This window comes from Paramagnetospirillum sp. (genome assembly GCF_058402745.1).
Genome location: NZ_JBZVFI010000018.1, coordinates 495,297 through 516,773 on the forward strand (window position 1 = coordinate 495,297; position 21,477 = coordinate 516,773).

24 protein-coding genes are annotated in these 21,477 nt (G+C 67.5%); 18 read left to right on the forward strand and 6 right to left on the reverse strand.

Going from position 1 to position 21,477, the window contains the following annotated elements; all coding sequences use genetic code 11:
• Positions 1–5: 5 nt before the first annotated feature.
• Entirely contained in the window at positions 6–1,781 is a 1,776-nt protein-coding gene (locus ACV4UZ_RS18285) for an extracellular solute-binding protein (protein WP_491602216.1), read from the forward strand.
• Positions 1,778–2,881 carry a microcin C ABC transporter permease YejB gene (locus tag ACV4UZ_RS18290; RefSeq protein ID WP_491602441.1) on the forward strand — a complete coding sequence of 368 codons (1,104 nt, stop codon included), beginning with the start codon at positions 1,778–1,780 and terminating at the stop codon, positions 2,879–2,881. Before ACV4UZ_RS18285 ends, ACV4UZ_RS18290 begins: the two co-directional genes overlap by 4 nt.
• A 59-nt stretch (positions 2,882–2,940) precedes the next feature.
• On the opposite strand, the gene ACV4UZ_RS18295 is transcribed toward ACV4UZ_RS18290, so the two are convergent.
• Complete coding sequence (locus ACV4UZ_RS18295) at positions 2,941–3,285, reverse strand: endonuclease domain-containing protein (protein ID WP_491602217.1); 345 nt, start codon at positions 3,283–3,285, stop codon at positions 2,941–2,943.
• A 98-nt stretch (positions 3,286–3,383) separates the two neighbouring features.
• Between ACV4UZ_RS18295 and ACV4UZ_RS18300 the strand changes: the two genes are divergently transcribed.
• From ACV4UZ_RS18300 to ACV4UZ_RS18345, 10 genes are all read left to right on the forward strand, one after another.
• Complete coding sequence (locus ACV4UZ_RS18300; RefSeq protein WP_491602218.1) at positions 3,384–4,406, forward strand: ABC transporter permease; 1,023 nt, start codon at positions 3,384–3,386, stop codon at positions 4,404–4,406.
• On the forward strand, positions 4,406–6,007 hold the full coding sequence (locus tag ACV4UZ_RS18305; protein WP_491602219.1) for an ABC transporter ATP-binding protein: 1,602 nt from the start codon (positions 4,406–4,408) through the stop codon (positions 6,005–6,007). The genes ACV4UZ_RS18300 and ACV4UZ_RS18305 overlap by 1 nt, the downstream gene beginning before the upstream one ends.
• Positions 6,004–6,897: a DMT family transporter gene (locus ACV4UZ_RS18310; RefSeq protein WP_491602220.1), complete on the forward strand. Its 894-nt coding sequence runs from the start codon at positions 6,004–6,006 to the stop codon at positions 6,895–6,897. Before ACV4UZ_RS18305 ends, ACV4UZ_RS18310 begins: the two co-directional genes overlap by 4 nt.
• Before the next feature lie 133 nt (positions 6,898–7,030).
• Positions 7,031–7,234 (forward strand): 50S ribosomal protein L35, encoded by a 204-nt coding sequence (rpmI, locus tag ACV4UZ_RS18315; RefSeq protein ID WP_085373778.1) that lies wholly within the window; start codon positions 7,031–7,033, stop codon positions 7,232–7,234.
• A gap of 3 nt (positions 7,235–7,237) precedes the next feature.
• On the forward strand, positions 7,238–7,594 hold the full coding sequence (gene rplT / locus ACV4UZ_RS18320; protein WP_068429145.1) for a 50S ribosomal protein L20: 357 nt from the start codon (positions 7,238–7,240) through the stop codon (positions 7,592–7,594).
• 84 nt (positions 7,595–7,678) lie between these two features.
• The gene (gene pheS / locus ACV4UZ_RS18325; protein ID WP_491602221.1) at positions 7,679–8,755 is read left to right on the forward strand and encodes a phenylalanine--tRNA ligase subunit alpha; all 1,077 of its coding nucleotides are present in this window, start codon (positions 7,679–7,681) and stop codon (positions 8,753–8,755) included.
• The gene (gene pheT, locus ACV4UZ_RS18330; RefSeq protein ID WP_491602222.1) at positions 8,752–11,148 is read left to right on the forward strand and encodes a phenylalanine--tRNA ligase subunit beta; all 2,397 of its coding nucleotides are present in this window, start codon (positions 8,752–8,754) and stop codon (positions 11,146–11,148) included. The genes pheS and pheT overlap by 4 nt, the downstream gene beginning before the upstream one ends.
• A 109-nt stretch (positions 11,149–11,257) precedes the next feature.
• Positions 11,258–11,458: a hypothetical protein gene (locus ACV4UZ_RS18335; protein WP_491602223.1), complete on the forward strand. Its 201-nt coding sequence runs from the start codon at positions 11,258–11,260 to the stop codon at positions 11,456–11,458.
• Between the two features lie 6 nt (positions 11,459–11,464).
• Entirely contained in the window at positions 11,465–11,995 is a 531-nt protein-coding gene (locus tag ACV4UZ_RS18340) for a hypothetical protein (protein ID WP_491602224.1), read from the forward strand.
• Positions 11,995–12,594, forward strand: a complete 600-nt coding sequence (locus tag ACV4UZ_RS18345; protein ID WP_491602225.1) for a histidine phosphatase family protein — start codon at positions 11,995–11,997, stop codon at positions 12,592–12,594. Before ACV4UZ_RS18340 ends, ACV4UZ_RS18345 begins: the two co-directional genes overlap by 1 nt.
• On the opposite strand, the gene ACV4UZ_RS18350 is transcribed toward ACV4UZ_RS18345, so the two are convergent.
• Positions 12,591–13,548 (reverse strand): IS630 family transposase gene (locus tag ACV4UZ_RS18350; protein ID WP_491599710.1). Its coding sequence is split into 2 segments (ribosomal slippage): positions 12,591–13,218 and positions 13,217–13,548, totalling 960 coding nucleotides; the frame shifts between segments, so codons are not numbered across the junction. The genes ACV4UZ_RS18345 and ACV4UZ_RS18350 overlap by 4 nt on opposite strands.
• Positions 13,549–13,686: 138 nt before the next feature.
• Between ACV4UZ_RS18350 and ACV4UZ_RS18355 the strand changes: the two genes are divergently transcribed.
• Positions 13,687–14,136 (forward strand): MarR family winged helix-turn-helix transcriptional regulator, encoded by a 450-nt coding sequence (locus tag ACV4UZ_RS18355; RefSeq protein ID WP_491602226.1) that lies wholly within the window; start codon positions 13,687–13,689, stop codon positions 14,134–14,136.
• Between the two features lie 28 nt (positions 14,137–14,164).
• On the opposite strand, the gene ACV4UZ_RS18360 is transcribed toward ACV4UZ_RS18355, so the two are convergent.
• Positions 14,165–15,031, reverse strand: coding sequence for a dienelactone hydrolase family protein (locus tag ACV4UZ_RS18360; protein ID WP_491602227.1), 867 nt, complete (start codon positions 15,029–15,031; stop codon positions 14,165–14,167).
• A gap of 112 nt (positions 15,032–15,143) precedes the next feature.
• On the opposite strand from ACV4UZ_RS18360, the gene ACV4UZ_RS18365 reads away from it, so the two are divergent.
• From ACV4UZ_RS18365 to ACV4UZ_RS18385, 5 genes are all read left to right on the forward strand, one after another.
• Complete coding sequence (locus ACV4UZ_RS18365) at positions 15,144–15,440, forward strand: YggT family protein (RefSeq protein ID WP_491602228.1); 297 nt, start codon at positions 15,144–15,146, stop codon at positions 15,438–15,440.
• Positions 15,437–15,763 (forward strand): DUF167 domain-containing protein, encoded by a 327-nt coding sequence (locus tag ACV4UZ_RS18370; protein WP_491602229.1) that lies wholly within the window; start codon positions 15,437–15,439, stop codon positions 15,761–15,763. The genes ACV4UZ_RS18365 and ACV4UZ_RS18370 overlap by 4 nt, the downstream gene beginning before the upstream one ends.
• Positions 15,756–16,643 (forward strand): bifunctional methylenetetrahydrofolate dehydrogenase/methenyltetrahydrofolate cyclohydrolase FolD, encoded by an 888-nt coding sequence (folD, locus tag ACV4UZ_RS18375; RefSeq protein ID WP_491602230.1) that lies wholly within the window; start codon positions 15,756–15,758, stop codon positions 16,641–16,643. Before ACV4UZ_RS18370 ends, folD begins: the two co-directional genes overlap by 8 nt.
• A gap of 4 nt (positions 16,644–16,647) precedes the next feature.
• Entirely contained in the window at positions 16,648–17,319 is a 672-nt protein-coding gene (locus ACV4UZ_RS18380) for an NnrU family protein (RefSeq protein ID WP_491602231.1), read from the forward strand.
• A gap of 238 nt (positions 17,320–17,557) precedes the next feature.
• A complete protein-coding gene (locus ACV4UZ_RS18385; protein WP_491602232.1) occupies positions 17,558–18,901 on the forward strand; it encodes a TldD/PmbA family protein in 1,344 nt (447 codons plus the stop codon).
• Between the two features lie 103 nt (positions 18,902–19,004).
• Here ACV4UZ_RS18385 and panC read toward each other — a convergent pair whose 3' ends face one another.
• Genes panC through ACV4UZ_RS18400 form a run of 3 tightly spaced genes read right to left on the reverse strand, consistent with a single transcriptional unit; the run spans position 19,005 to position 21,462 of the window.
• Positions 19,005–19,853 carry a pantoate--beta-alanine ligase gene (gene panC / locus ACV4UZ_RS18390; protein WP_491602233.1) on the reverse strand — a complete coding sequence of 283 codons (849 nt, stop codon included), beginning with the start codon at positions 19,851–19,853 and terminating at the stop codon, positions 19,005–19,007.
• The gene (panB, locus tag ACV4UZ_RS18395; protein ID WP_491602234.1) at positions 19,850–20,674 is read right to left on the reverse strand and encodes a 3-methyl-2-oxobutanoate hydroxymethyltransferase; all 825 of its coding nucleotides are present in this window, start codon (positions 20,672–20,674) and stop codon (positions 19,850–19,852) included. The genes panC and panB overlap by 4 nt, the downstream gene beginning before the upstream one ends.
• A gap of 44 nt (positions 20,675–20,718) precedes the next feature.
• Positions 20,719–21,462, reverse strand: coding sequence for a helix-turn-helix domain-containing protein (locus ACV4UZ_RS18400; protein ID WP_491602442.1), 744 nt, complete (start codon positions 21,460–21,462; stop codon positions 20,719–20,721).
• Positions 21,463–21,477 lie beyond the last annotated feature (15 nt).

The following is a 21,477-nucleotide window of genomic DNA, read 5'->3' on the forward strand; positions in this document are numbered from 1 at the left end:
GCCCCATGCGTCCCCTGATCCTCGCCCTTTGCCTGCTGCTTGCCGCCCCCGCCGCCGCCGAGACGGTGGTGCCGGTGCACGGGCTGGCCATGCACGGCGCGCCCAAATACGGGCCGGGCTTCAAGCATTTCGATTACGTCAATCCCAATGCCCCCAAGGGCGGCGAGATCCGGCTGGCCGAGATCGGCGGCTGGGACAATCTCAATCCCTTCATCGTCAAGGGCGACCCGCCGGCCGGGGCCGATCTGCCGTTCGAGACGCTGATGGTGTCGTCGGCCGACGAGGCGTTCTCCGAGTACGGCCTGATCGCCGAGACGGTGGAGGTGCCCGCCGACCGCTCCTGGGTGGTGTTCAACCTGCGGCCCAAGGCCCGCTGGCATGACGGCAAGCCCATCACCGCCGAGGACGTGGCGTTCTCGTTCGAGATCCTGAAGACCAAGGGCCATCCCCGCTACCGCTTCTACTACGCCGCCGTGGACAAGGTGGAGGTGCTGGGACCGCGCCGGGTGCGCTTTGCCTTCAAGCCCGGCGACAACCGCGAGCTTCCCCTCATCGTCGGGCAGTTGCCCATTCTGCCCAGGCACTACTGGCAGGGCCGCGACTTCGCCGCCACCACGCTGGAACCGCCCTTGGGCAGCGGTCCCTACCGGATAGCCGGTTTCGAGACCCAGCGCACCATCACCTTCGAGCGGGTCAAGGATTACTGGGGCGCCGACCTGCCCGTCCGCAGGGGCGAGCACAATTTCGACCGTATCCGCTATGATTCCTACCGCGACACCACCGTGGCGCTGGAGGCGTTCAAGGGCGGCGAGTACGACTGGCGGGCCGAGAACGAGGCCAAGAAATGGGCCACCGCCTACGAGGATTGGGGGGCGCTGAAGGACGGCCGGGGCCGGAAGCAGGCCTTCGCCAACCAGCGCCCGGCCGGCATGCAGGGCTATGCCTTCAACCTGCGCCGCCCCCTGTTCGCCGATGTCCGGGTGCGGCGCGCCCTGGCCCTGGCCTTCGATTTCGAGTGGACCAACAAGACCCTGTTCCATGGCCAGTACAAGCGCACCGGCTCGTATTTCGCCAATTCGGAACTGGCCGCCACGGGCCTGCCGTCCGCCGCCGAGCTGAAGGTGCTGGAGCCCCTGCGCGGCCAGATCCCGCCCGAGGTGTTCACCACCGAGTTCAAGCCTCCCGCCACCGATGGCGACGGCAACATCCGCCCCAATCTCCGCGCCGCCATGAAACTGCTGGAAGAGGCCGGCTGGGACGTGGTGGACGGCAAGCTGGTCAAGGACGGCAGGCCCTTCGCCTTCGAGATCCTGCTGGTCCAGCCGGCATGGGAGCGCATCACGCTGCCCTTCGCCCGCAATCTGGCCCGCCTCGGCATCGAGGCATCCGTGCGCACCGTCGACACCGCCCAGTACAAGAACCGCCTCGACCACTTCGATTTCGACATGGTGGTGCATGTTTGGGGTCAGTCCCAGTCGCCGGGCAACGAACAGCTGGGCTTCTGGGGGAGCGATTCCGCCGACGCGGCGGGCGGCCAGAATCTGGCCGGCATCAAGAACCCGGCCATCGACACCCTGATCGAGCAGGTGATCTCGGCGCCTGACCGGGAAGCCCTGGTGGCCCGTACCCGGGCGCTGGACCGGGTGCTGCTGTGGAACGACTACGTCATTCCGCAATGGCACCTCGGTCTCGACCGCCTCGTCTGGTGGGACAAGTTCGGCATGCCCGAGGTGACGCCGGCCAACGGGGTGCAGCTGATGACCTGGTGGGTGAAGAAATGATCGCCTACACGCTGCGCCGTCTGCTGCTGATCCCGCTGACCCTGTTCGGCATCATGCTGATCAACTTCACCGTGGTGCAGTTCGCCCCCGGCGGGCCGGTGGAGCTGATGATCTCCAGGCTGCAGGGCACCGCCGTGGACGCCGCCGCCCGCGTCTCGGGCACCGGTTCGGGCGAGACCGTCCAGGCCAAGCCGCCGCCCGGCCAGGGCAGCCAGGGGGCCTATCGCGGCGCCCAAGGGCTGTCGCCCGACTTCATCAAGGAGATCGAGAAGCAGTTCGGCTTCGACAAGCCGGCGCACGAGCGGTTCTGGCTGATGATGGGCCAGTACGCCCGCTTCGATTTTGGCAAGAGCTTCTACCGCGACGTCTCGGTGGTGGGACTGGTCCTGGAGAAGATGCCCACCTCCATTTCCCTCGGCCTGTGGAGCACGCTGATCATCTATCTGGTCTCCATACCGCTCGGCATCTGGAAGGCGCGGCGCGACGGCTCGCGCTTCGACGTCGCCACCTCGTGGGCGGTGATCATCGGCTATGCCGTGCCGGGCTTCCTGTTCGCCATCGCCCTGATCGTCCTGTTCGCCGGCGGCACCTATCTGTCGTGGTTCCCGTTGCGCGGCCTCACCTCGCCCGGCATGGAGGGCGCGTCCCTGGCGGCCCGCGCCGCCGATTACTTCTGGCACCTGGCGCTGCCCGTAACCGCGTTGGTGGTTGGCGGATTCGCGGGTCTCACCATGCTGACCAAGAACTCCTTCCTGGAGGAGATCAACAAGCAGTACGTGGTCACCGCCAGGGCCAAGGGCCTGTCGGAGCGACGCATCCTCTACGGCCACATCTTCAGGAACGCCATGCTGCTGATCGTGGCGGGCTTTCCCCGCGCCCTGGTGGGAATTCTCTTCACCGGCTCGGTGCTGGTCGAGATCATCTTCTCGCTGGACGGCATCGGCCTGTTGGGTTTCGAGGCGGTGAGCAACCGCGATTACCCGGTGATGTTCGGCACGCTGTACGCCTTCTCCCTGCTGGGTCTGGTGCTCAACCTGGCCAGCGACCTCACCTACCACTGGGTCGATCCCCGCATCGATTTCGAGGGGAGGGGGGGATGAGAACGAGGCTGCCGAAAAGCCCCTCTCCCGCGCCAGTGGGAGAGGGAGGGGCCCACCCCTCAAGGGGTGGGAGGGTGAGGGATTTCCAGCGCCTCCTGAATCCGTGCCGCCACGCCCTCGATATTGCCAAGGATGTCGTTGTTCCAGAAGCGCAGCACCCGCCAGCCCTCGCCCGCCAGCCATGCCGTCCGGCGCGCATCGCGTACGCTGTCGGCGTGCTGTCCGCCATCCGCCTCGATGGCCAGACGCAGCTCGACGCAGGCGAAGTCGAGGATGTAGGGGCCGACCGGGTGCTGGCGCCGGAACTTATGTCCGGCGATGCGTCGATCGCGCAGCGCCGACCACAGGCGGCGTTCGGCGTCGGTCATGTCTCGTCGCAGCATTCGGGCTTGGCGGTTGGGCATGTGTGGGACTCTAGCATTGATCCCTCACCCTCCCAAAGCTGCGCTTCGGGCCCCTCCCTCTCCCGCCTTGCGGGAGAGGGGCAGGTTGGGAGGCCCCCATGCACCTGACACCGCTGGACCGCCGCCGCCTCGACGCCTTCTGCCGCAACCGGCGGGGGTTCTGGTCCCTGTGGATCTTCCTGGCCCTGTTCCTGGTGACGCTCGGGGCCGAGCTGGTGGCCAACGACCGGCCCATCATGGTGCGCTATGACGGTGCCTTGTATTTCCCCATGGTCAAGGACTACCCCGAGGTGACCTTCGGCGGCGACTTCAAGACCTACGCCGATTACCGCGATCCCTACGTCGTGGCGAAGATCGCCGAGAAGGGCTGGGCCCTGTGGCCGCCGGTTCGCTACGATTACCGCGCCATCAATTACGACCCGCTGGCCAAGCATCCCTCGCCGCCCTCGCCCCGGAACTGGCTGGGCACCGACGACCAGGGCCGCGACGTGCTGGCTCGGCTGATCTATGGGCTTCGCCTGTCCATCTGCTTCGGGCTGGCGCTCACCCTGGTCAGCACGGTGATCGGCGTGGCGGCCGGCGCGGTGCAGGGCTATTTCGGCGGCAAGGTGGATCTGGCCTTCCAGCGCTTTCTGGAAATCTGGGGCGGGCTGCCGGAATTGCTGATCCTGATCATCATCGCCTCCATCATCAAGCCGGGCTTCTGGACGCTGTTGCTGGTCCTCGTGCTGTTTTCGTGGACCAATCTGGTGGGCGTGGTCCGGGCCGAGTTCCTGCGCGCCCGCAACTTCGATTACGTCCGTGCCGCCCGCACGCTGGGCATGAGCGATGCCCGCATCATGGTGCGACACGTGCTGCCCAACGCCATGGTGGCCACAGTGACCTTCATGCCGTTCATCTTGAATTCCTCCATCGTGTCGCTGACCGCGCTGGATTTCCTCGGCCTGGGGCTGCCGCCCGGCTCGGCGTCGCTGGGTGACCTGTTGCGCCAGGGCAAGGAGAACCTCCAGGCCCCCTGGCTGGGCCTGACCGGCTTCGTGGTGGTCGCTACCCTGCTGTCGCTGCTGGTCTTCGTCGGTGAAGCGGTGCGCGACGCCTTTGACCCGAGGAAGACGACGTGATGAGTGAAAACCCCCCTCTCCTGGTCGTCGACGATCTGGCGGTGAGCTTCGGCCCCGTCCAGGCGGTCAAGGGCGTGTCCTTCTCGCTGAACAAGGGCGAGACCCTCGCCCTGGTGGGGGAAAGCGGCTCGGGCAAGTCGGTGACGGCGCTGTCCATCCTGCAATTGCTGCCCTATCCCCGCGCCGCGCACCCCAAGGGCTCCATCCGTCTGGACGGCGCCGAGCTGGTGGGCGCGCCGGAACCCGCCTTGCGCAAGGTGCGCGGCGGCCGTATCGCCATGGTGTTCCAGGAACCCATGACCTCGCTCAACCCCCTGCATTCCATCGAGAAGCAGGTGGGCGAGGTTTTGGAACTGCATCTGGGCCTCAGGGGCGCGGAATTGCGGTCGAGGGTGGTGGAACTGCTGTCCCTGGTGGGCATTCCCGAGCCGGAGAAGCGCCTGTCGGCCCTTCCCCACGAACTGTCGGGCGGCCAGCGGCAAAGGGTGATGATCGCCATGGCCCTGGCCGGCGAACCCGACATCCTCATCGCCGACGAGCCCACCACGGCGCTGGACGTCACCATCCAGGCGCAGATCCTGGCGCTGCTGAAGGACCTCCAGGCCCGGCTCGGCATGGCCCTGCTGTTCATCACCCACGATCTCGGCATCGTGCGCAAGATGGCCGATAGGGTGTGCGTCATGAACGGGGGCGAGATCGTCGAGGCCGGCCCGCTGCCCCGGGTGTTCGACGCGCCGGAGCACCCCTACACCCGGCGCCTGCTCGCCGCCGAGCCCAAGGGCAAGCCCCATCGTCCGCCGGAGGGCGAGCCGGTGGTGATGGCCGCCCGCGACCTCAGGGTATGGTTTCCCCTCAAGGCGGGCCTTTGGCGCCGGACCATCGGCCACGTCAAGGCGGTGGACGGAGTCAGCCTGGAATTGAGGCGCGGCCACACCATCGGCGTGGTGGGGGAATCGGGCTCGGGCAAGACAACCTTGGGCCTGGCGCTGTTGCGGCTGCTGGACTCCGAGGGCGAGATCGTCTTCGGCGGCACGGCGATCCAGTCCATGGGTGCCGGCGCGCTGCGCCCGCTGCGCCGCCAGATGCAGATGGTGTTCCAGGACCCCTACGGCTCGCTCAGCCCCCGCATGTCGGTGGGCGACATCGTCGGCGAGGGACTCGAGGTGCACGAGCCCGCCATGCCCACGCCCGAGCGCGAGCGGCTGATCGCCGAGGCCCTGGCCGAGGTGGGCCTCGACCCCGCCACCAGGGACCGCTATCCCCACGAATTCTCGGGCGGCCAGCGCCAGCGCATCGCCATCGCCCGCGCCCTGGTGCTCAAGCCCAGGTTCATCGTGCTGGACGAGCCCACCAGCGCGCTGGACGTCTCGGTCCAGGCACAGATCGTCGATCTCTTGCGCGACCTCCAGGCCCGGCATTCCCTGGCCTATCTGTTCATCAGCCACGACCTGCGGGTGGTGCGCGCGCTGGCCGACGACCTGATGGTGATGAAGGACGGCAAGGTGGTGGAGGCCGGCCGGGCCGAGGACCTGTTCAAGGCTCCCAAGACCGCCTATACAAGCGCCCTGATGGCGGCGGCCTTCGATCTGGAGGTGGCGTGACTCCCCAACGCCACACCCATCTCGACGCCCTGGCCATGACCCTGATGGTCGGGCTGTGCGCGTTGTGGGGCCTCAACCAGGTGGCGGCCAAGGTGGCCAATGCCGGCATCTCGCCGGTGCTGCAGGCGGGCATCCGGTCGGCGGGGGCGGTGCTGCTGCTGATGATCTGGTGCCGGTTCAAGGGCGTCCGGCTGTTCGACGCCGACGGCTCGTTCCGGGCCGGGCTGGCGGCCGGCCTGCTGTTCGCGGGCGAGTTCGCCCTGATCTTCTGGGGGCTGGAATACACCCCGGCGTCGCGCGCCGTGGTGTTCCTCTACACCGCGCCTTTCGTGGTGGCGGTGGGATTGCATTGGCTGGTTCCGGCCGAGCGTCTGACCCGCAATCAGGTCGTGGGGCTGCTCTGCGCCTTCGCCGGCATCGTGCTGGCCTTCGGCGACAACCTGTCGCTGCCCGATTCCCGCCAGATGATCGGCGACGTCATGCTGCTGGTGGCGGCGGTCATGTGGGGCGCCACCACGGTGGTCATCCGCACCACCCGGCTGGCCACGGTCCGCGCCAGCAAGACCCTGTTCTACCAGCTGGCCGTCTCGGCGGTCGCCCTGCCCCTGGCCTCCCTGGCCCTGGGCGAGGCGGGAGTGATCGGCACGCCGTCCGCCCTGGTCTGGGCCTCGGTGGCGTTCCAGATCGTGATCGTCGCCTTCGCCTCGTACCTGACGTGGTTCTGGCTGATCTCGCGCTATCCCGCCACCAGGCTGTCGGCCTTCGCCTTCCTCACCCCTCTGTTCGGCCTGCTGTTCGGTTCATGGCTGCTGGGCGAGCGCCTGACCTGGGGCCTTGGCGGCGCCATGGTGCTGGTGGCGGCGGGCATCTGGCTGGTGAACCGGAAGTGAGGGAAAGTGATTCCGGCCGCTTGCATTCCCGTATCGCCCAAGCTATAAGCGTCCCCTTCCTGAGCGGACAAGGCTGTCAGGGCTGCCTTGCCGTTCCTCGTCGCTGAACCATTCAGACTAAGGATAAGCGCAAATGCCCAAGATGAAGACCAAGAGCTCCGCCAAGAAGCGGTTCAAGCTCACCGGCACCGGCAAGGTGAAGGGCAACGTGGCGTTCAAGCGTCACTGCCTGTCGGCGAAGTCCCAGAAGATGAAGCGCCAGGCGCGCGGCACCTTCGTCCTGTTCAAGACGGACGGGGACAACGTCAAGAAGTACTTCCTGCCGAACGGAGGCTGATAAATGGCTCGCGTCAAGCGGGGCGTCACCACGCACGCCCGTCACAAGAAGATTCTCAAGCTCGCCAAGGGCTATCGCGGCCGGTCCAGCACCTGCTTCCGCGTTGCGATCCAGAAGGTCGAGAAGGCCCTGCGGTACGCCTATCGCGACCGCCGCGCCAAGAAGCGCAATTTCCGCGCGCTGTGGATTCAGCGCATCAACGCCGGCGCCCGCGCCAACGGCCTGCCGTATTCGCGTTTCATGGACGGCCTGAAGAAGGCCGGTATCGCGCTCGACCGCAAGGTGCTGTCCGATATCGCCATCCGCGAGCCCGATGCGTTCAAGTCGCTGGTGGAAAAGGCTCAGGCCGCCCTCCGGTAGGACTTCCCGCCGGGAAGCAATGTGTTGGAGAGGGGCCGGCCCGATCGGGGCGGCCCCTTTTCCTGTCTTTGGGGAACGAGAGACATGCAGGACCTCGACAAACTCCGCGCGCAAGCCCTGGCCGAATTGGCCGCCGCCACCACGCTCGACCAGCTGGACGCCGCCCGCGTCGCCGCGCTGGGCAAGAAGGGCAGCATCACCGGCCTGATGAAGACCCTGGGCGCCATGGGCCCCGACGAGCGCAAGGCCGCCGGCGCGGCGCTCAACGCCGCCCGCGACGAGATCGAGGGAGCTCTCGCCGCCGCCAAGGCCGGCCTGGAGGCCAAGGCGCTCGACGAACGCCTGGCGCGCGAGCGCATCGACGTCACCCTGCCGTCCCGGCCCGAATCCCTGGGGCGCATCCACCCCATCTCCCAGGTGATGGACGAGATGGCCGCCATCTTCGCCCAGATGGGCTTCGACGTGGCGGAAGGTCCGGACATCGAGGACGACTTCCACAATTTCAACGCGCTGAACATTCCGCCCGAGCATCCGGCGCGGCAGATGCACGACACCTTCTATTTCGGCGAGAAGCCCGACGGCGGCCGCCACCTGCTGCGCACCCATACCAGCCCGGTGCAGATCCGCACCATGGTGGCCAACAAGCCCCCCATCCGCATCATCGCCCCGGGCCGCACCTATCGCTGCGACTCGGACATGACCCACACCCCGATGTTCCATCAGATCGAGGGTCTGGTCATCGACGAGATCACCCATATGGGCCATCTCAAGGGCTGCCTCTTAGAATTCGTCCGCGCCTTCTTCGAGGTGGACGACGTGCCGGTGCGCTTCCGCCCCAGCTTCTTCCCCTTCACCGAGCCCTCGGCCGAGGTGGATATCGGCTGTTCGCGCGAAGGCGGCGAGCTGAAGATCGGACCCGGCGCCGGCTGGCTGGAAATCGGCGGCTCGGGCATGGTCCATCCCAACGTGCTCAGGAATTGCGGCATCGACCCCGACCGCTACCAGGGCTTCGCCTTCGGCATGGGCGTCGAGCGCATGGCCATGCTGAAATACGGCATCCCCGATCTGCGCACCTTCTTCGATTCCGATCTCCGGTGGCTGAAGCATTACGGCTTCGTGCCCTTGGACGTTCCCACGCTGGCGGGAGGGCTGACCCGATGAAGTTCACGCTGGACTGGCTGAAGACCCATCTCGACACCACCGCCACCCTGGCCGAGATCGAAGTGGGCCTCACCGCCATCGGCCTCGAGGTCGAGGGCATCGACGATCCCTCCAAGCATCTGGGCGGCTTCGTGGTCGGCCATGTTCTCGAGGCCGAGAAGCACCCCGACGCCGACAAGCTGAAGCTGTGCAAGGTGGACAGCGGCTCGGGCATCCTCCAGGTGGTGTGCGGCGCCCCCAACGCGCGGGCCGGGCTCAAGGTCATCCTGGCCCAGCCGGGCACCACCATCCCCGTCACCGGCGACGTGCTGAAGAAGGGCAAGGTCAGGGGCGTGGAAAGCCAGGGCATGATGTGCTCGTGGCGCGAACTCAAGCTGGGCGAGGACCACGACGGCATCGCCGAACTGGACGCCGATTCCCCGGTGGGCGCCAGACTGCTGGACGTCATGAGCTTCGATCCCATGATCGAGATCTCGGTGACTCCCAACCGGGTCGATTGCCTGGGGGTGCGCGGCATCGCCCGCGATCTGGCCGCCTTCGGCATCGGCACGCTGAAGCCCCTGAAGGTCGAGCCGGTGCCCGGCAGCTTCAAGAGCCCCATCGGCGTGCGCCTGGAGTTCCCGCCCGAGGCCGCCAATGCCTGCCCGCTGTTCGCCGGCCGCCTGATCCGGGGCGTCAGGAATGGCGAGTCCCCCCAATGGCTGAAGGACAGGCTCACCGCCATCGGCCTGCGGCCCATCTCGGCCCTGGTGGACATCACCAATTTCTTCGCCTACGACCTGTGCCGCCCGCTGCACGTCTTCGACGCCGCCAAGGTCAAGGGCGACATCCGCGCCCGGCTGGCCCGTGACGGCGAGACCCTGGCCGGCCTCAACGGCAAGACCTACACGCTGGAAGCCGGCATGACGGTCATCGCCGACGAGAACGGCCCCGAGGCCCTGGGCGGAATCCTGGGCGGCGAGCATTCGGGCTGCACCGGGTCCACCACCGAGGTCTTCCTGGAAGCCGCCTATTTCGACCCCATCCGCACCGCCGCCACCGGGCGCAAGCTGGATGTCCTGTCCGACGCCCGCTTCCGCTTCGAGCGCGGCGTCGATCCCGCCTTCGTGGTCGCCTCCATGGAGCTGGCCACCCGCATGATCCTCGATCTGTGCGGCGGCGAGGCCTCGGAAGCGGTGATCGCCGGCACCGAGCCCGACTGGCAGAAATCCATCGTGCTGCGTCCCGGCCGCGTCGCCGAGCTGGGCGGCGTCGAGGTGCCCACCGCCCGCATGGAGGCCATCCTCAACGATCTCGGCTGCGCCGTGGCCGAGCATGCCGACGGCCTGCTGGTCAACCCGCCGTCCTGGCGCGGCGACATCACCGCCGAGCACGATCTGGTGGAAGAGGTCATCCGCATCAACGGCTACGACAACATCCCCGCCACCCCCATGCCGCGCCCGGCCATGCCCAAGCCCGTGCTGACGCCGGGCCAGCGCCGTTCCGGCTGGGTGCGCCGCCAGCTGGCGACGCGCGGGCTGGTGGAGACGGTGACCTGGTCGTTCCTGCCCGAGGCCCAGGCCGTGATGTTCGGCGGCGGCGCCCCGGAAATGCATCTGGCCAATCCCATTTCCGCCGATCTCGACGTCATGCGTCCCTCGGTGCTGCCCAATCTGGTGACGGCGGCCGGCCGCAACGCCGATCGCGGCATGAAGGATCTGGGCCTGTTCGAGCTGGGGCCGCAATTCGACGGCCCCGAGCCCGGCCAGCAGCGTCTGGTGGCCGCCGGCATCCGTGCCGGCAAGGCCCGTGGCCGCCACTGGGCCGAGCCGGCGCGGCCCGTGGACGCCTTCGACGCCAAGGCCGACATCCTGGCCGCCGTGGCGGCCGCCGGGGCCAATCCCGACTCGCTCCAGGTGGTGGCCGAGGCTCCCGCCTGGTACCACCCCGGCCGCTCGGGCACATGCAAGCTCGGCAACAAGCCGGTGGGCTTCTTCGGCGAGATTCACCCGGGCATCCTGGCCCAGCTGGACGTCAAGGGTCCGGTGGTCGGCTTCGAGCTGTTCCTGGAGGCCCTGCCGGCGCAGAAGGCCAAGGCGACCAAGGCCAAGCCGCTGCTCAAGGCCTCGGCCCTGCAGCCGCTCGACCGCGACTTCGCCTTCACCCTGGATTCGGGCGTGGCGGCCGACACGGTGGTGCGCGCCGCCAGGAACGCCGACAAGGCGCTGATCACCGACGTGGCGGTGTTCGACCTCTACGAGGGCGACAAGATGGCGCCGGGCAAGAAGTCGCTGGCCATCACCGTGACCTTGCAACCCAGCGAAAAGACGCTGACCGACGAGGAGATCGAGGCGGTGGGCGCGAAGATCGTCGCGGCGGTGGCCAAGGCCACCGGCGGCGAGCTTCGGGGCTGATGGTCTTGACGCGAAGGGTGAATGTCACTAAGGTGATGAATCGGGTTGAGGGAGTGTGCCGCAATTGCGACGGAATCGCATTCCCTGCACGCGGAAGCAAGAGAAGGCCATGACCGACGCCGTTTCCCAGGTGCCGCAGAAGCGGCCGATTCCTCCGGCAAGCGTCCTTGCCCATTGGACTTTGAAGAATTCCTCGCCGACATTTCCAGATGGCAAGGCGGTCGTCTACCTCGACCGCACGCACGATGCCTATGTGCAGCGCGAAAAGAGAATGATCGCCCGGCTTCTCCGCACTCTGCCGAACGAGTGACGGTCCATGGTGTCGGGGGATAGCCGCCGCCTGCAGAGGCGGACCACCCTGGCGCGGGTCGGGGAGCAGGTGGCCGAGGCTCTGTCGGGAAGCCTCTCGGAGGAGTTCGGTCTCGAGGAACCTGTAACCTTCCACAATCGGCACACCTTGCTGGACGCCATCGTCGATTCCTATTTCACCAGGGTTGCCACCTTCAAGGCGCAGCATGGCTTTGCGCCGGACGAGAAGATCAATCAGACCAAGATTGCGGCGCTGATGGTCGAGACGATCCTGTCCTTCAACGACCTGAAATCACTTTTCGGCTTTCCCGCCGCCGCGGTGGGTTCGGCCATCGAGGCTTACAGTTCGGCAGCCTTCGCCTACCGCGCCATGTGCACCTTTCTGTTCGTCGAGGTGGAGCGCGTCCCGGAAGACCTGGAACTGGACATAAAGTTCAATCTCCTCAGGCACGAGCCCATCCACCATGACTGGCTGTGCAGCTTCGCGGCAATCTTGTACGAAGCGTTCGGGGACAAATCCCAGGTTTCCGCCGACTGATGCCGACCATCATCCTCGTCCGCCACGGGGAAACCCGCTGGAACCGCGAGGGCCGCGTCCAGGGTCACGGCGATTCGCCGCTGACCCCCAAGGGGGCGGCCCAGGCGCGGGCCTACGGATTGCGGCTGCGCGACATCCTCGGCGACCGGGAGCAGTGGCGGGTGGTGTCCAGCCCGCTGGGCCGCTGCGTCCAGACCACCGGCATCCTGTGCGAGGTGGCCGGGCTGGATTTCCGCGCCATCACCTTCGACCAGCGCCTGCGCGAGGTTCACACCGGCCAGTGGTCCGGCCTTTCCAAGGCCGAACTGGCGGCCGGGCATCCCGGCATGATGGAGGGCGAGGGCCTGGATCACTGGGTGTTCCACTGCCCCGGCGGCGAAAGCCATCAGGCGGTGACGGCGCGACTGACCGACTGGCTGGCCGACCTGCGGCCGGGCGACAAGGTGGTGGCGGTCAGCCACGGCATCGCCGGGCGGGTGCTGCGCGGCCTCTATTCGCGGGAGGACCCCGACCGGGCCATGCGGGGGGATTCTCCCCAGGATGCCCTGTTCCTTATGTCAAAAGGGTGTGTCGAACGAATTAGAGCGGCGTGCGTTTAATCTGAAACATACCCGGCTTCCCTGAGGTAGTTCCAGCATTCGTCTGGGGTGTAGAGATCGCAGATATTGCCGACGGCCTTCCAGAGGTCGTCGATGGTGCGCGCGCCGATCCGTCGGAGATGAGCCTTGAGTTTGGCAAAGGCCATCTCGATTGGGTTTAGGTCTGGGCTGTATGGGGGTAGGAACAGGAACCAGGCGCCTCTCTCCTTGAGGATGGCCTTGGCCTTCTCGCTTTTATGGCTGGAGAGGTTGTCGAGGATGACGACGTCGCCCGGCTGGAGCGTCGGGGCCAGTTGGGTCTCGACGTAGACCTCGAAGGTTTGTCGGTTCATGGGGCCGTTTATGATCCAGGGTGCCGTCAGACCGTCACAGCGCAAGGCGGCGATGAAGGTTTGGGTTCCCCAGTGGCCGAATGGCGCGCGGGCCTTGAACCGTTGCCCTCGCGGTGCCCGTCCCCGCAACCGGGTCATCTTGGTGGTGGTGGCGGTCTCGTCGATGAACGCCAGCCGGTGAGGCTCCTGGCACATCCGGGGCTGGCGGTGGCTCAGCCAGGTCCGGCGCTCCGCCACCACATCATCGCGACCGGCTTCGGTGGCCAGCAGCGTTTTTTTTGACGCTGAAGCCTTGCCCGATCAGAAACCGCGAGAGTGACGCCGGGTGGGCCGTGACGCCGCATTCGGCCTTCAGCTTGGCCGCCAGTTCCGGCATCGTGATGTCGCCTTGCGCCTCCACCCAGCCGGTCAGAAGAGCGGCAAAGGCCGCCAGCTTACCACCGCCCGGCGGACGGCCTTGCCGCAAGGGCTCCAACGAACCCGTCGCCGCCATCCGTTGTGCAAGACGGACGCTGGTCGCGGCGCTCACTCCAAAATGCCGAGCCGCCGCTCGCCGCGATTCGCCGTGTTCGATCTTACCGTAAACACGGACCCGAAGATCTGATGATAGCCATTTGCCCATGATCCACCTCCAATGAGGTTGAATCACTTTTTCGCCTACAAGGGAATCCCCTGCGATTCAGATTTCAGGTCCGATGCTCTAGCGTTCAATAACCTCTCGCTCCGTTGCGCCGCACAAAAGCCCGTGCGATGATGAATCATGATGGACGGTAACAGCAGATTACGCTTCTCGGCCCGCGCGGCCGCGGAGGCCATGGCGCAGATCGTGCGGCTGGCCAACGGGGCGGCCTTTGCCGGCGGCTTGAATCCCGCCCAGTGGAGCGCGCTGCGTTACCTTGCCGACGCCGTGCCCGAATCGCGCACCGTCACCGCCTTCGCCCACTACCATGCCACCACCAGCGGCACCGCCAGCCAGACGGTGGCCGCCCTGGTGCGCAAGGGCCTGGTGGAACGCCTGCCCGAACTGGGCGACCGCCGCCGCAACCGCCTGGAACTCACCTCGTCCGGGCATGAATTGCTTCGGGACGACCCCCTGGGCAGCATCGCCGCCGCCATCGCCGCCCAGTCGGCCGAAGTGCAGGAAGCCCTGGCCCTGGGCCTGGAGGCGACGCTGCGCACCTTGATGCCGCCCGGAGACGGGCGGGGCTGAGGCCCACCCGTCCTCATCCCGTCCTTCTTTACCCCACGCCGTTGGCCTTGAACCAGGCCAGGGCCTTGGCCCAGCCGTCCCTGGCCGGCGCCTCGCGGTAGGAGGGGCGGTAATCGGCGTGGAAGGCGTGAGGGGCGTCGGGATAGACCACGATCTCCGCCCTGACCTGGGCCAGTTTGACCGCCGCCCGCATCTTCTCGACGCTGTCCTGGGGAATGCCCTGGTCGGCGCCGCCATAGAGGCCCAGCACCGGCGCCAGCAGACCGGCGGCGACATCGACGGGTTGCTTGGGTGTCTCGGGCGTGGTGTTGCCCACCAGCCGGCCGTACCAGGCCACCGCCGCCCTCAGCTTGGGGTTATGGGCGGCATAAAGCCAGGCGGCGCGCCCGCCCCAGCAAAAGCCGGTGACGCCCAGCCTGTCCGCGTCGCCGCCATTGGTGGCCGCCCAGGCGGCGGTGGCGTCCAGGTCGGACATCACCTGGCCGTCGGGCACCCGGGCGACGATGGAGGACAGGATGGTGGGGATGTCGGTGAGGATCGCCGGGTCGCCCTGGCGGAAATACAGTTCGGGCGCCACGGCCAGATAACCCAGCTTGGCGAAACGGCGGCAGACGTCGCGGATGTGTTCGTGGACGCCGAAAATCTCCTGGATCACCAGGATGGTGGGAAACGGACCCTTGCCCGCCGGCATGGCGGCATAGGCGGGCATGGGATGGCCGCCCGGGGTGGCGATCATCACCGCCCCGGCCGACAGGCCCTGCGCGTCGGTGCTGATGGCCCCGGCGGCGGCGGGGCTGACCGCCAGGGCGTAGCCGGTGGCCAGCACGGCGGCCGACACGAAGCCGCGCCGCGTCATGTCGGCGCTGGGCATCAGGCTCTTGACGTCGTCGTTCATGCTCTCCCTCCCTGCATTGCGTGCTTTCCAAGATGGCATCGGCGGCCTTGCGCGACAAGGCTGGCTTGGATAGGTTTGGGCGCCATTGGAACCGCCCGCGCAGGTGCCGCCCATGTCTGTGATTCTGAATACGCTGATCGAAGTCGTTCTGATCGCGCTGAACCTGTACTGGTACGTCATCCTGGCGTCGGTGATCGTCAGCTGGCTGGTGGCCTTCGGGGTGATCAACACCTACAATTCGGCGGTCCGCACCATCCTGGACGTGATCTACCGCCTGACCGAGCCGGCGCTCAGGCCCTTGCGCCGCGTCCTGCCCGATTTCGGCAATGTGGACCTGTCGCCCATCGCGCTGTGGCTGATTCTGTATTTCGTCATCCGGGTGCTGGAGCAGGTGCGGTTCAGTCTTTGAGTCCGTCGCCCTTCACACCCTGCGCCGGCGGCCTGAAGGTCGCCTTGCGCCTCACCCCCAAGGCGTCGCGCGACCGCATCGCGGGCGTGGGCCAGGAGGCGGACGGCGGCGTGGTGCTGAAGGCCCAGGTCACCGCCGTGCCTGAGGACGGCAAGGCCAACGCGGCGCTGTTGAAGCTTCTGTCCAAGGCCTGGAAGATCCCCAGGTCGGACATGGACATCGTCCTGGGCGCCACCGACCGGCGCAAGGTGATCCTGATTTCCGGCGATTCCGAGGATCTGCGGCGTCGCCTCGACGAGTGGATGGCAAGCAACCATGACTGACGCGAAGCTGATCGACGGCAACCTGTTTTCCGGCAAACTGCGCGAGACCATCGCCGCCCGCGTGGCCGAGATGAAGGACAAGCACCGCATCACCCCCGGCCTGGCGGTGGTGCTGGTGGGCGAGGATCCGGCCAGCCAGGTCTACGTGCGCACCAAGGGCAAGCGCACGCTGGAAGCCGGCATGAACTCGTTCGAGCACAAGCTGCCCGCCGACACGCCGGAAGACGCGCTGCTGCTGCTGATCGAAAGCCTGAACAAGGACCCGGCGGTCCACGGCATCCTGGTGCAGTTGCCCGTCCCGAAGCACATCGACACCCAGAAGGTGATCGAGGCCATCGACCCGGCCAAGGACGTGGACGGCTTCCATCCCGTCAACGTGGGCCGGCTGGCGGCGGGCATGGATTCCATGGTGCCCTGCACGCCGCTGGGCTCGCTGCTGCTGCTGAAAGACAATCTGGGCAAGCTGGGCGGCCTGGACGCCGTGGTGATCGGGCGGTCCAACATCGTCGGCAAGCCCATGGCCCAGCTCCTGATCAAGGAAAGCTGCACCGTCACCGTCGCCCATTCCCAGACCAGGAACCTGCCGGACGTGGTGCGCCGCGCCGACATCGTCGTCGCCGCCGTGGGCCGGCCCGAGATGGTCAAGGGCGACTGGATCAAGCCGGGCGCCACGGTCATCGACGTGGGCATCAACCGCATCGACCTGCCCGACGGCAAGACCCGGCTGGTGGGCGACGTGGATTTCGCCTCGGCGGTCAAGGTGGCGGGCGCCATCACCCCGGTGCCCGGCGGTGTCGGCCCAATGACCATCGCCTGTCTGCTCCGGAACACCGTGGTGGCCTGCGCCCGCCTGCACGGCCTGCCCGAGGTGGAGTTCTAGCACCATGGCCCTGACCGGCGAGGTGAGCCATCTCGTCCTGTCTGTAGCGGTGTTTCTGGGAGCGCATTCGGCGTCCAACTGGAAGCCGGTGCGCGGCCCCGTCGAGGCCCGCTTCGGCAAGGCCGGCTTTTATGCCGGCTATTCGGTGGTCTCCACCATCCTGCTGGTCTGGGTGATCGCCGCCGCGCTGGATTCCCCCACCGTGGTGGTGTGGGAGCAGCAGCCCTGGATGCGCTGGGTGCCGCCGCTGGCCATGCCCGTCGCCTGCCTGCTGTGGGTGCTGGGCCTTTCCCAGAAGAACCCCTTCTCCATCGGTCCGGGCGGGGCCGGCTATGATCCGGCGCGGCCGGGCATCGTGCGCCTTACCCGCCATCCCATCATCTGGGGATTGGGGATCTGGAGCGCCGCCCACATCGTGCCCAACGGCCATCTGGCCGGGCTGCTGCTGTTCGTGCCGCTGCTGCTGCTGTGTCTGGTGGGGCCGCGCATCCTCGACGCCAAGCGCCGCCGGTCCCTGGGCGAGGAGCGCTGGCGGGAAATGGCCGGCATGGCGGCCTTCGATCCGCGCGCCCTGCTGGCCGAGCTGGGCTGGGCCCGCGTCGCCGGCGGCCTGGCGCTCTATCCCGTGCTGCTGTGGCTGCACCCCGTGGTGATCGGGCTGTCGCCCCTGCCATAGAATTCTCTTTGCCTGCCCTTCCGTCCGCGGGAAACGGCCTGGGCCGCTTCACCACGAAGGCACGGAGACACGAAGGAGCACGAAGGAAAGAGAATTAAAATTTCTTCTCTGTTCTTCGTGCCTCTGTGCCTTCGTGGTGAACCCGGCCATTGACGCCCATCCCGGTGCCGGCGGTTCCCCCCTTTACGCCGCCCCGGAATCAAGGCAGCCTGAATGCCCCCCTTTCGGAGCCGCCGCCATGTCCGGGATTGCCCCCCTCGATCTGCTGAGTGATCTGGTCGCCGATGCCCGCAAGGCCGGAGCCGAGGCCGCCGACGCCGTGCTGATCGATTCCGCCTCGCTGTCGGTGGGAATGCGGCTCGGCGCCCTGGAGCGCCTCGAGCGCGCCGAATCCGGTGACGTGGGCCTGCGCGTGCTGATCGGCAAGCGCCAGGCCTTCGTCTCGTCGTCGGACCGGTCCAAGACGGCGCTGGCCGAACTGGTGGAACGCGCCGTGGCCATGGCGCGGGCCATCCCCGAGGACCCCTATTGCGGCCTCGCCGATCCCGCCGAGCTGGCCCGCGACTTCCCCGACCTGGACGTCTGCGACCCCGACGAGCCCTCGGCCGAGACGCTGATCGGCATGGTGCGCGCCGCCGAGGATTCCGCCCGCGCGGTCCCCGGAATCACCAATTCCGAAGGGGCCGAGGCGGGCTGGGGCCGCTCGGGCGTCGCCATCGTCGCCTCCAACGGCTTTGCCCATTCCTACGCGGTGACCTCGTCGTCGCTGTCGGTGTCGGTGCTGGCCGGCACCAGCGAGCAGGGCATGGAGCGCGACTACGACTATTCCTCGGCGGTGTTCCTGGCCGATCTGCGGGAAGCCGAGGAGATCGGCTTCGAGGCGGGGCGCCGCGCCGTCCGCCGCCTGGGCGCCCGCAAGGTGCCGACCAGGCAGGTTCCGGTGATCTACGACCCGCGCGTGGCGCGCGGCCTGCTGTCCAGCCTGGCCGGGGCCATCAACGGCGCCGGGGTGGCACGCGGCACCAGCTTCCTCAAGGACAGGCTGGGCCAGGCCGTCTTCGCCCGCGGCGTACGGGTGGTGGACGACCCCCACCGCCGGCGCGGCCTGCGCTCGCGTCCCTGCGACGGCGAGGGCATCGCCACCCGGCGCCGCGCCATCGTCGAGGACGGGGTGCTGACCACCTGGCTGCTGGACCTGCGCTCGGCCCGCCAGCTGGGGCTCGCGTCCACCGGCCATGCCAGCCGGGGTACCTCGTCGCCGCCCTCGCCCTCGGCCAGCAATTTCTATCTGGAAGCCGGCCATATCACGCCGGCCGAGATGATCCACGACATCTCCGAAGGCTTCTACGTCACCGACCTGTCGGGCCAGGGCGTCAACGGCGTCACCGGCGATTATTCGCGCGGGGCCTCGGGCTTCTGGATCAAGGGTGGCGAGCTGGTCTTCCCCGTCAACGAGGTGACGGTGGCGGGCAATCTCAAGGACATGTTCCTCAACCTCACCCCGGCCAGCGACCTCAGCCTGCGCCACGGCATCGACGCCCCCACCTGCCGCATCGATGGCTTGATGGTGGCGGGGCGGTAGGGCCTTTGGCCCAAGCGTTCCATTTCGTCGTCATGGCCGGGCTTGACCCGGCCATCCATGGACCCCCGGATCAAGTCCGGGGGTGACGGTGATGAGGAATGAGTTACGGCTCCACCCCGATATTGTCGATCAGCCGGGTGGCGCCCAGGCGGGCGGCGGCCAGGATGCGCAAGGGACGGTCCAGGGTCTCGGCCGGAGCCAGGGAGGCGGCGTCGCGCACCTCGATGTAATCCACGGAATTGAAGCCGGCTTTCAGCAGGCCCGAGGCCGCCATGGGGCAAAGATCGGACGCCTTGGCCCCGGCCCGCAGACCATCGGCCACGCCGGAGAGCGCGCGGATCAGCCAGGGCGCGATGGCCCGCTGTTCGGGCGTCATGTAGGCGTTGCGCGACGACATGGCCAGCCCGTCGTCCTCACGTAGCGTCGGCACGCCCTCGATGCGCACCGGAATGTCCAGGTCGCGGGCGAAGCGGCGGATCACCGCCAGCTGCTGGTAATCCTTCTCGCCGAACAGGGCGACATCGGGCAGGCATTGCAGCAAAAGCTTGGTCACCACCGTGGCGACGCCGGCGAAATGGCCGGGGCGCACCGCCCCGCACAGTCCGTCCGACACGCCGGTGACGGTTACCGTGGTGGCGAAGCCGTCGGGGTACATCTCGGACACGGTGGGGGCGAACAGCAGCTGGCAGCCGGCCGAGGTCAGCGCGGCGGCGTCCTTCTCCTCCTGGCGGGGATAGCGGGCGAAATCCTCGTTGGGGCCGAACTGGGTGGGATTGACGAACACCGAGGCGACGCAGCGATCGGCCAGTTCCAGCCCGCGCCGCACCAGGGACAGGTGGCCGTCATGCAGCGCCCCCATGGTGGGGACCAGGGCGACGGACAGATTCCGGTCGCGCCAGGCCCCCACCTGGGCGCGCAGGGCGGCGACGGAACGGACGATGGCGACGCTCATTTCTTCGCCACCCCGAAGCAATGTTCCGGCCCCGGGAAGGTGCGGGCCTTGACCTCGGCGGCGTAATCCTCGGCCGCCTTGGTGATGATGGGGCGCAGATCGGCGTAGCGCTTGACGAATTTGGGGGTGAAGTCGTCGAACAGCCCGACCAGATCGTCGATCACCAGCACCTGGCCGTCACAAGCAGCGGAAGCGCCGATGCCGATGGTGGGAATGCTGATCTCCGCTGAAAGGGCCTTGGCCACCGGCTCCACCGTGCCTTCGACCACCACCGAGAAGGCGCCGGCCTCGGTGATGGCGCGGGCGTCGGCGCGGATGGCCTCGGCCTCGGCGTCGATGCGGCCCTGGGCGCGGAAGCCGCCGGCGGCATGCACCGCCTGGGGCTTCAGGCCGATATGGGCCATCACCGGAATGCCGCGATCGACCAGGAAGCGAATGGTCTCGGCCAGTTCGCGACCGCCTTCCAGCTTGATGGCGGCGCACCCCGTTTCGGCCATCACCCGGGCGCAGTTGCGGAAGGCCTGTTCCTTGCTTTCCTGGTAGGAGCCGAAGGGCATGTCCACCACCACGCAGGCCTTGGACGACGAGCGCACCACGGCGGCGCCGTGGTTGATCATCATGTCCAGGGTCACGCCCAGCGTAGTCTCCATGCCGTAGACCACCATGCCCAGCGAATCGCCCACTAGCAGGATGTCGCAGACGGGATCGAGCAGGCGGGCGATGGGGGCGGTATAGGCGGTCAGCACCACCAGCGGCTCGCCCCCCTTGCGGGCGCGGATGTCGCGCGTGGTGATGCGTTTGATCCTGACTTCGGTGCTCACCGGAGGGCCTCTTTCACTGGGGAACCTGATGGATAGATGGGGGCTCAGGCGCCTTCGGCCAGCTCTCTGAGCGCGTCCCAGTCATTGACGATGCAATGACCCGACGCCGGCAGGCCGATGATGCCGTCGCGCTTCAGCTGGGTGAAGGTGCGGCTGACCGTCTCGATGGTCAGGCCGAGATAGTCGGCGATGTCGGCGCGGCTCATGGGCAGCGCCACCGGGCTGGCCGCCCCGCCCGCCTGCAGCGAGCGCTGGGAGAGCCGCAGCAGGAAGGTGGCCACCTTCTCCCGCGCCGTCTTGCGCCCCAGCAGCAGCATCTGGTCCTGGGCCGACACCAGATCCTTGACCGCCATGGTGAACATGCGCCGCTCCAGGCGGGGAATCTCGCTGATCAGGCTGTCCAGCTTGCGGTGGGTGAAGCGGCACAGATGGGTCGGCGTGATGGTCTCGGCGGTGTAGCAATAGCCGCCGTCGATGCCCAGGCCGAACAGATCGCCCGAGAACAGGAAGCCGATGATCTGGCGCCGCCCGTCGGGCATCAGCTTGTACAGCTTCACCGCGCCGTTGGAGATGGAATAGACGTTGTCCACCTCGTCGCCTTCGCGGAACACCGTGAAATTGGCGGGCAGCGCCGCGTGGCAGCGCACGGTGGCCAGGCGCTTGACCTCGTCCTGGGACAGATCGGCGCAAAAGGCGATTTCGCGCACGATGTCGCAGTTGCGGCACTGGGGCGAGCGCAGGTCGGCGATGTGCGGCGTCTTGTGGGCGTCGTAATCGAGGGGCGGCATGTGCAGGCTACCCAT

Coding starts and splice junctions, on each gene's coding strand:
- ACV4UZ_RS18285 (WP_491602216.1), top strand. CDS start 6: ATGCGTCCCCTGATCCTCGCCCTTTGCCTGCTGCTTGCCGCCCCCGCC.
- ACV4UZ_RS18290 (WP_491602441.1), top strand. CDS start 1,778: ATGATCGCCTACACGCTGCGCCGTCTGCTGCTGATCCCGCTGACCCTG.
- ACV4UZ_RS18295 (WP_491602217.1), bottom strand. CDS start 3,285: ATGCCCAACCGCCAAGCCCGAATGCTGCGACGAGACATGACCGACGCC.
- ACV4UZ_RS18300 (WP_491602218.1), top strand. CDS start 3,384: ATGCACCTGACACCGCTGGACCGCCGCCGCCTCGACGCCTTCTGCCGC.
- ACV4UZ_RS18305 (WP_491602219.1), top strand. CDS start 4,406: ATGAGTGAAAACCCCCCTCTCCTGGTCGTCGACGATCTGGCGGTGAGC.
- rpmI (WP_085373778.1), top strand. CDS start 7,031: ATGCCCAAGATGAAGACCAAGAGCTCCGCCAAGAAGCGGTTCAAGCTC.
- rplT (WP_068429145.1), top strand. CDS start 7,238: ATGGCTCGCGTCAAGCGGGGCGTCACCACGCACGCCCGTCACAAGAAG.
- pheS (WP_491602221.1), top strand. CDS start 7,679: ATGCAGGACCTCGACAAACTCCGCGCGCAAGCCCTGGCCGAATTGGCC.
- pheT (WP_491602222.1), top strand. CDS start 8,752: ATGAAGTTCACGCTGGACTGGCTGAAGACCCATCTCGACACCACCGCC.
- ACV4UZ_RS18335 (WP_491602223.1), top strand. CDS start 11,258: ATGACCGACGCCGTTTCCCAGGTGCCGCAGAAGCGGCCGATTCCTCCG.
- ACV4UZ_RS18340 (WP_491602224.1), top strand. CDS start 11,465: ATGGTGTCGGGGGATAGCCGCCGCCTGCAGAGGCGGACCACCCTGGCG.
- ACV4UZ_RS18345 (WP_491602225.1), top strand. CDS start 11,995: ATGCCGACCATCATCCTCGTCCGCCACGGGGAAACCCGCTGGAACCGC.
- ACV4UZ_RS18355 (WP_491602226.1), top strand. CDS start 13,687: ATGATGGACGGTAACAGCAGATTACGCTTCTCGGCCCGCGCGGCCGCG.
- ACV4UZ_RS18360 (WP_491602227.1), bottom strand. CDS start 15,031: ATGAACGACGACGTCAAGAGCCTGATGCCCAGCGCCGACATGACGCGG.
- ACV4UZ_RS18365 (WP_491602228.1), top strand. CDS start 15,144: ATGTCTGTGATTCTGAATACGCTGATCGAAGTCGTTCTGATCGCGCTG.
- folD (WP_491602230.1), top strand. CDS start 15,756: ATGACTGACGCGAAGCTGATCGACGGCAACCTGTTTTCCGGCAAACTG.
- ACV4UZ_RS18380 (WP_491602231.1), top strand. CDS start 16,648: ATGGCCCTGACCGGCGAGGTGAGCCATCTCGTCCTGTCTGTAGCGGTG.
- ACV4UZ_RS18385 (WP_491602232.1), top strand. CDS start 17,558: ATGTCCGGGATTGCCCCCCTCGATCTGCTGAGTGATCTGGTCGCCGAT.
- panC (WP_491602233.1), bottom strand. CDS start 19,853: ATGAGCGTCGCCATCGTCCGTTCCGTCGCCGCCCTGCGCGCCCAGGTG.
- ACV4UZ_RS18400 (WP_491602442.1), bottom strand. CDS start 21,462: ATGCCGCCCCTCGATTACGACGCCCACAAGACGCCGCACATCGCCGAC.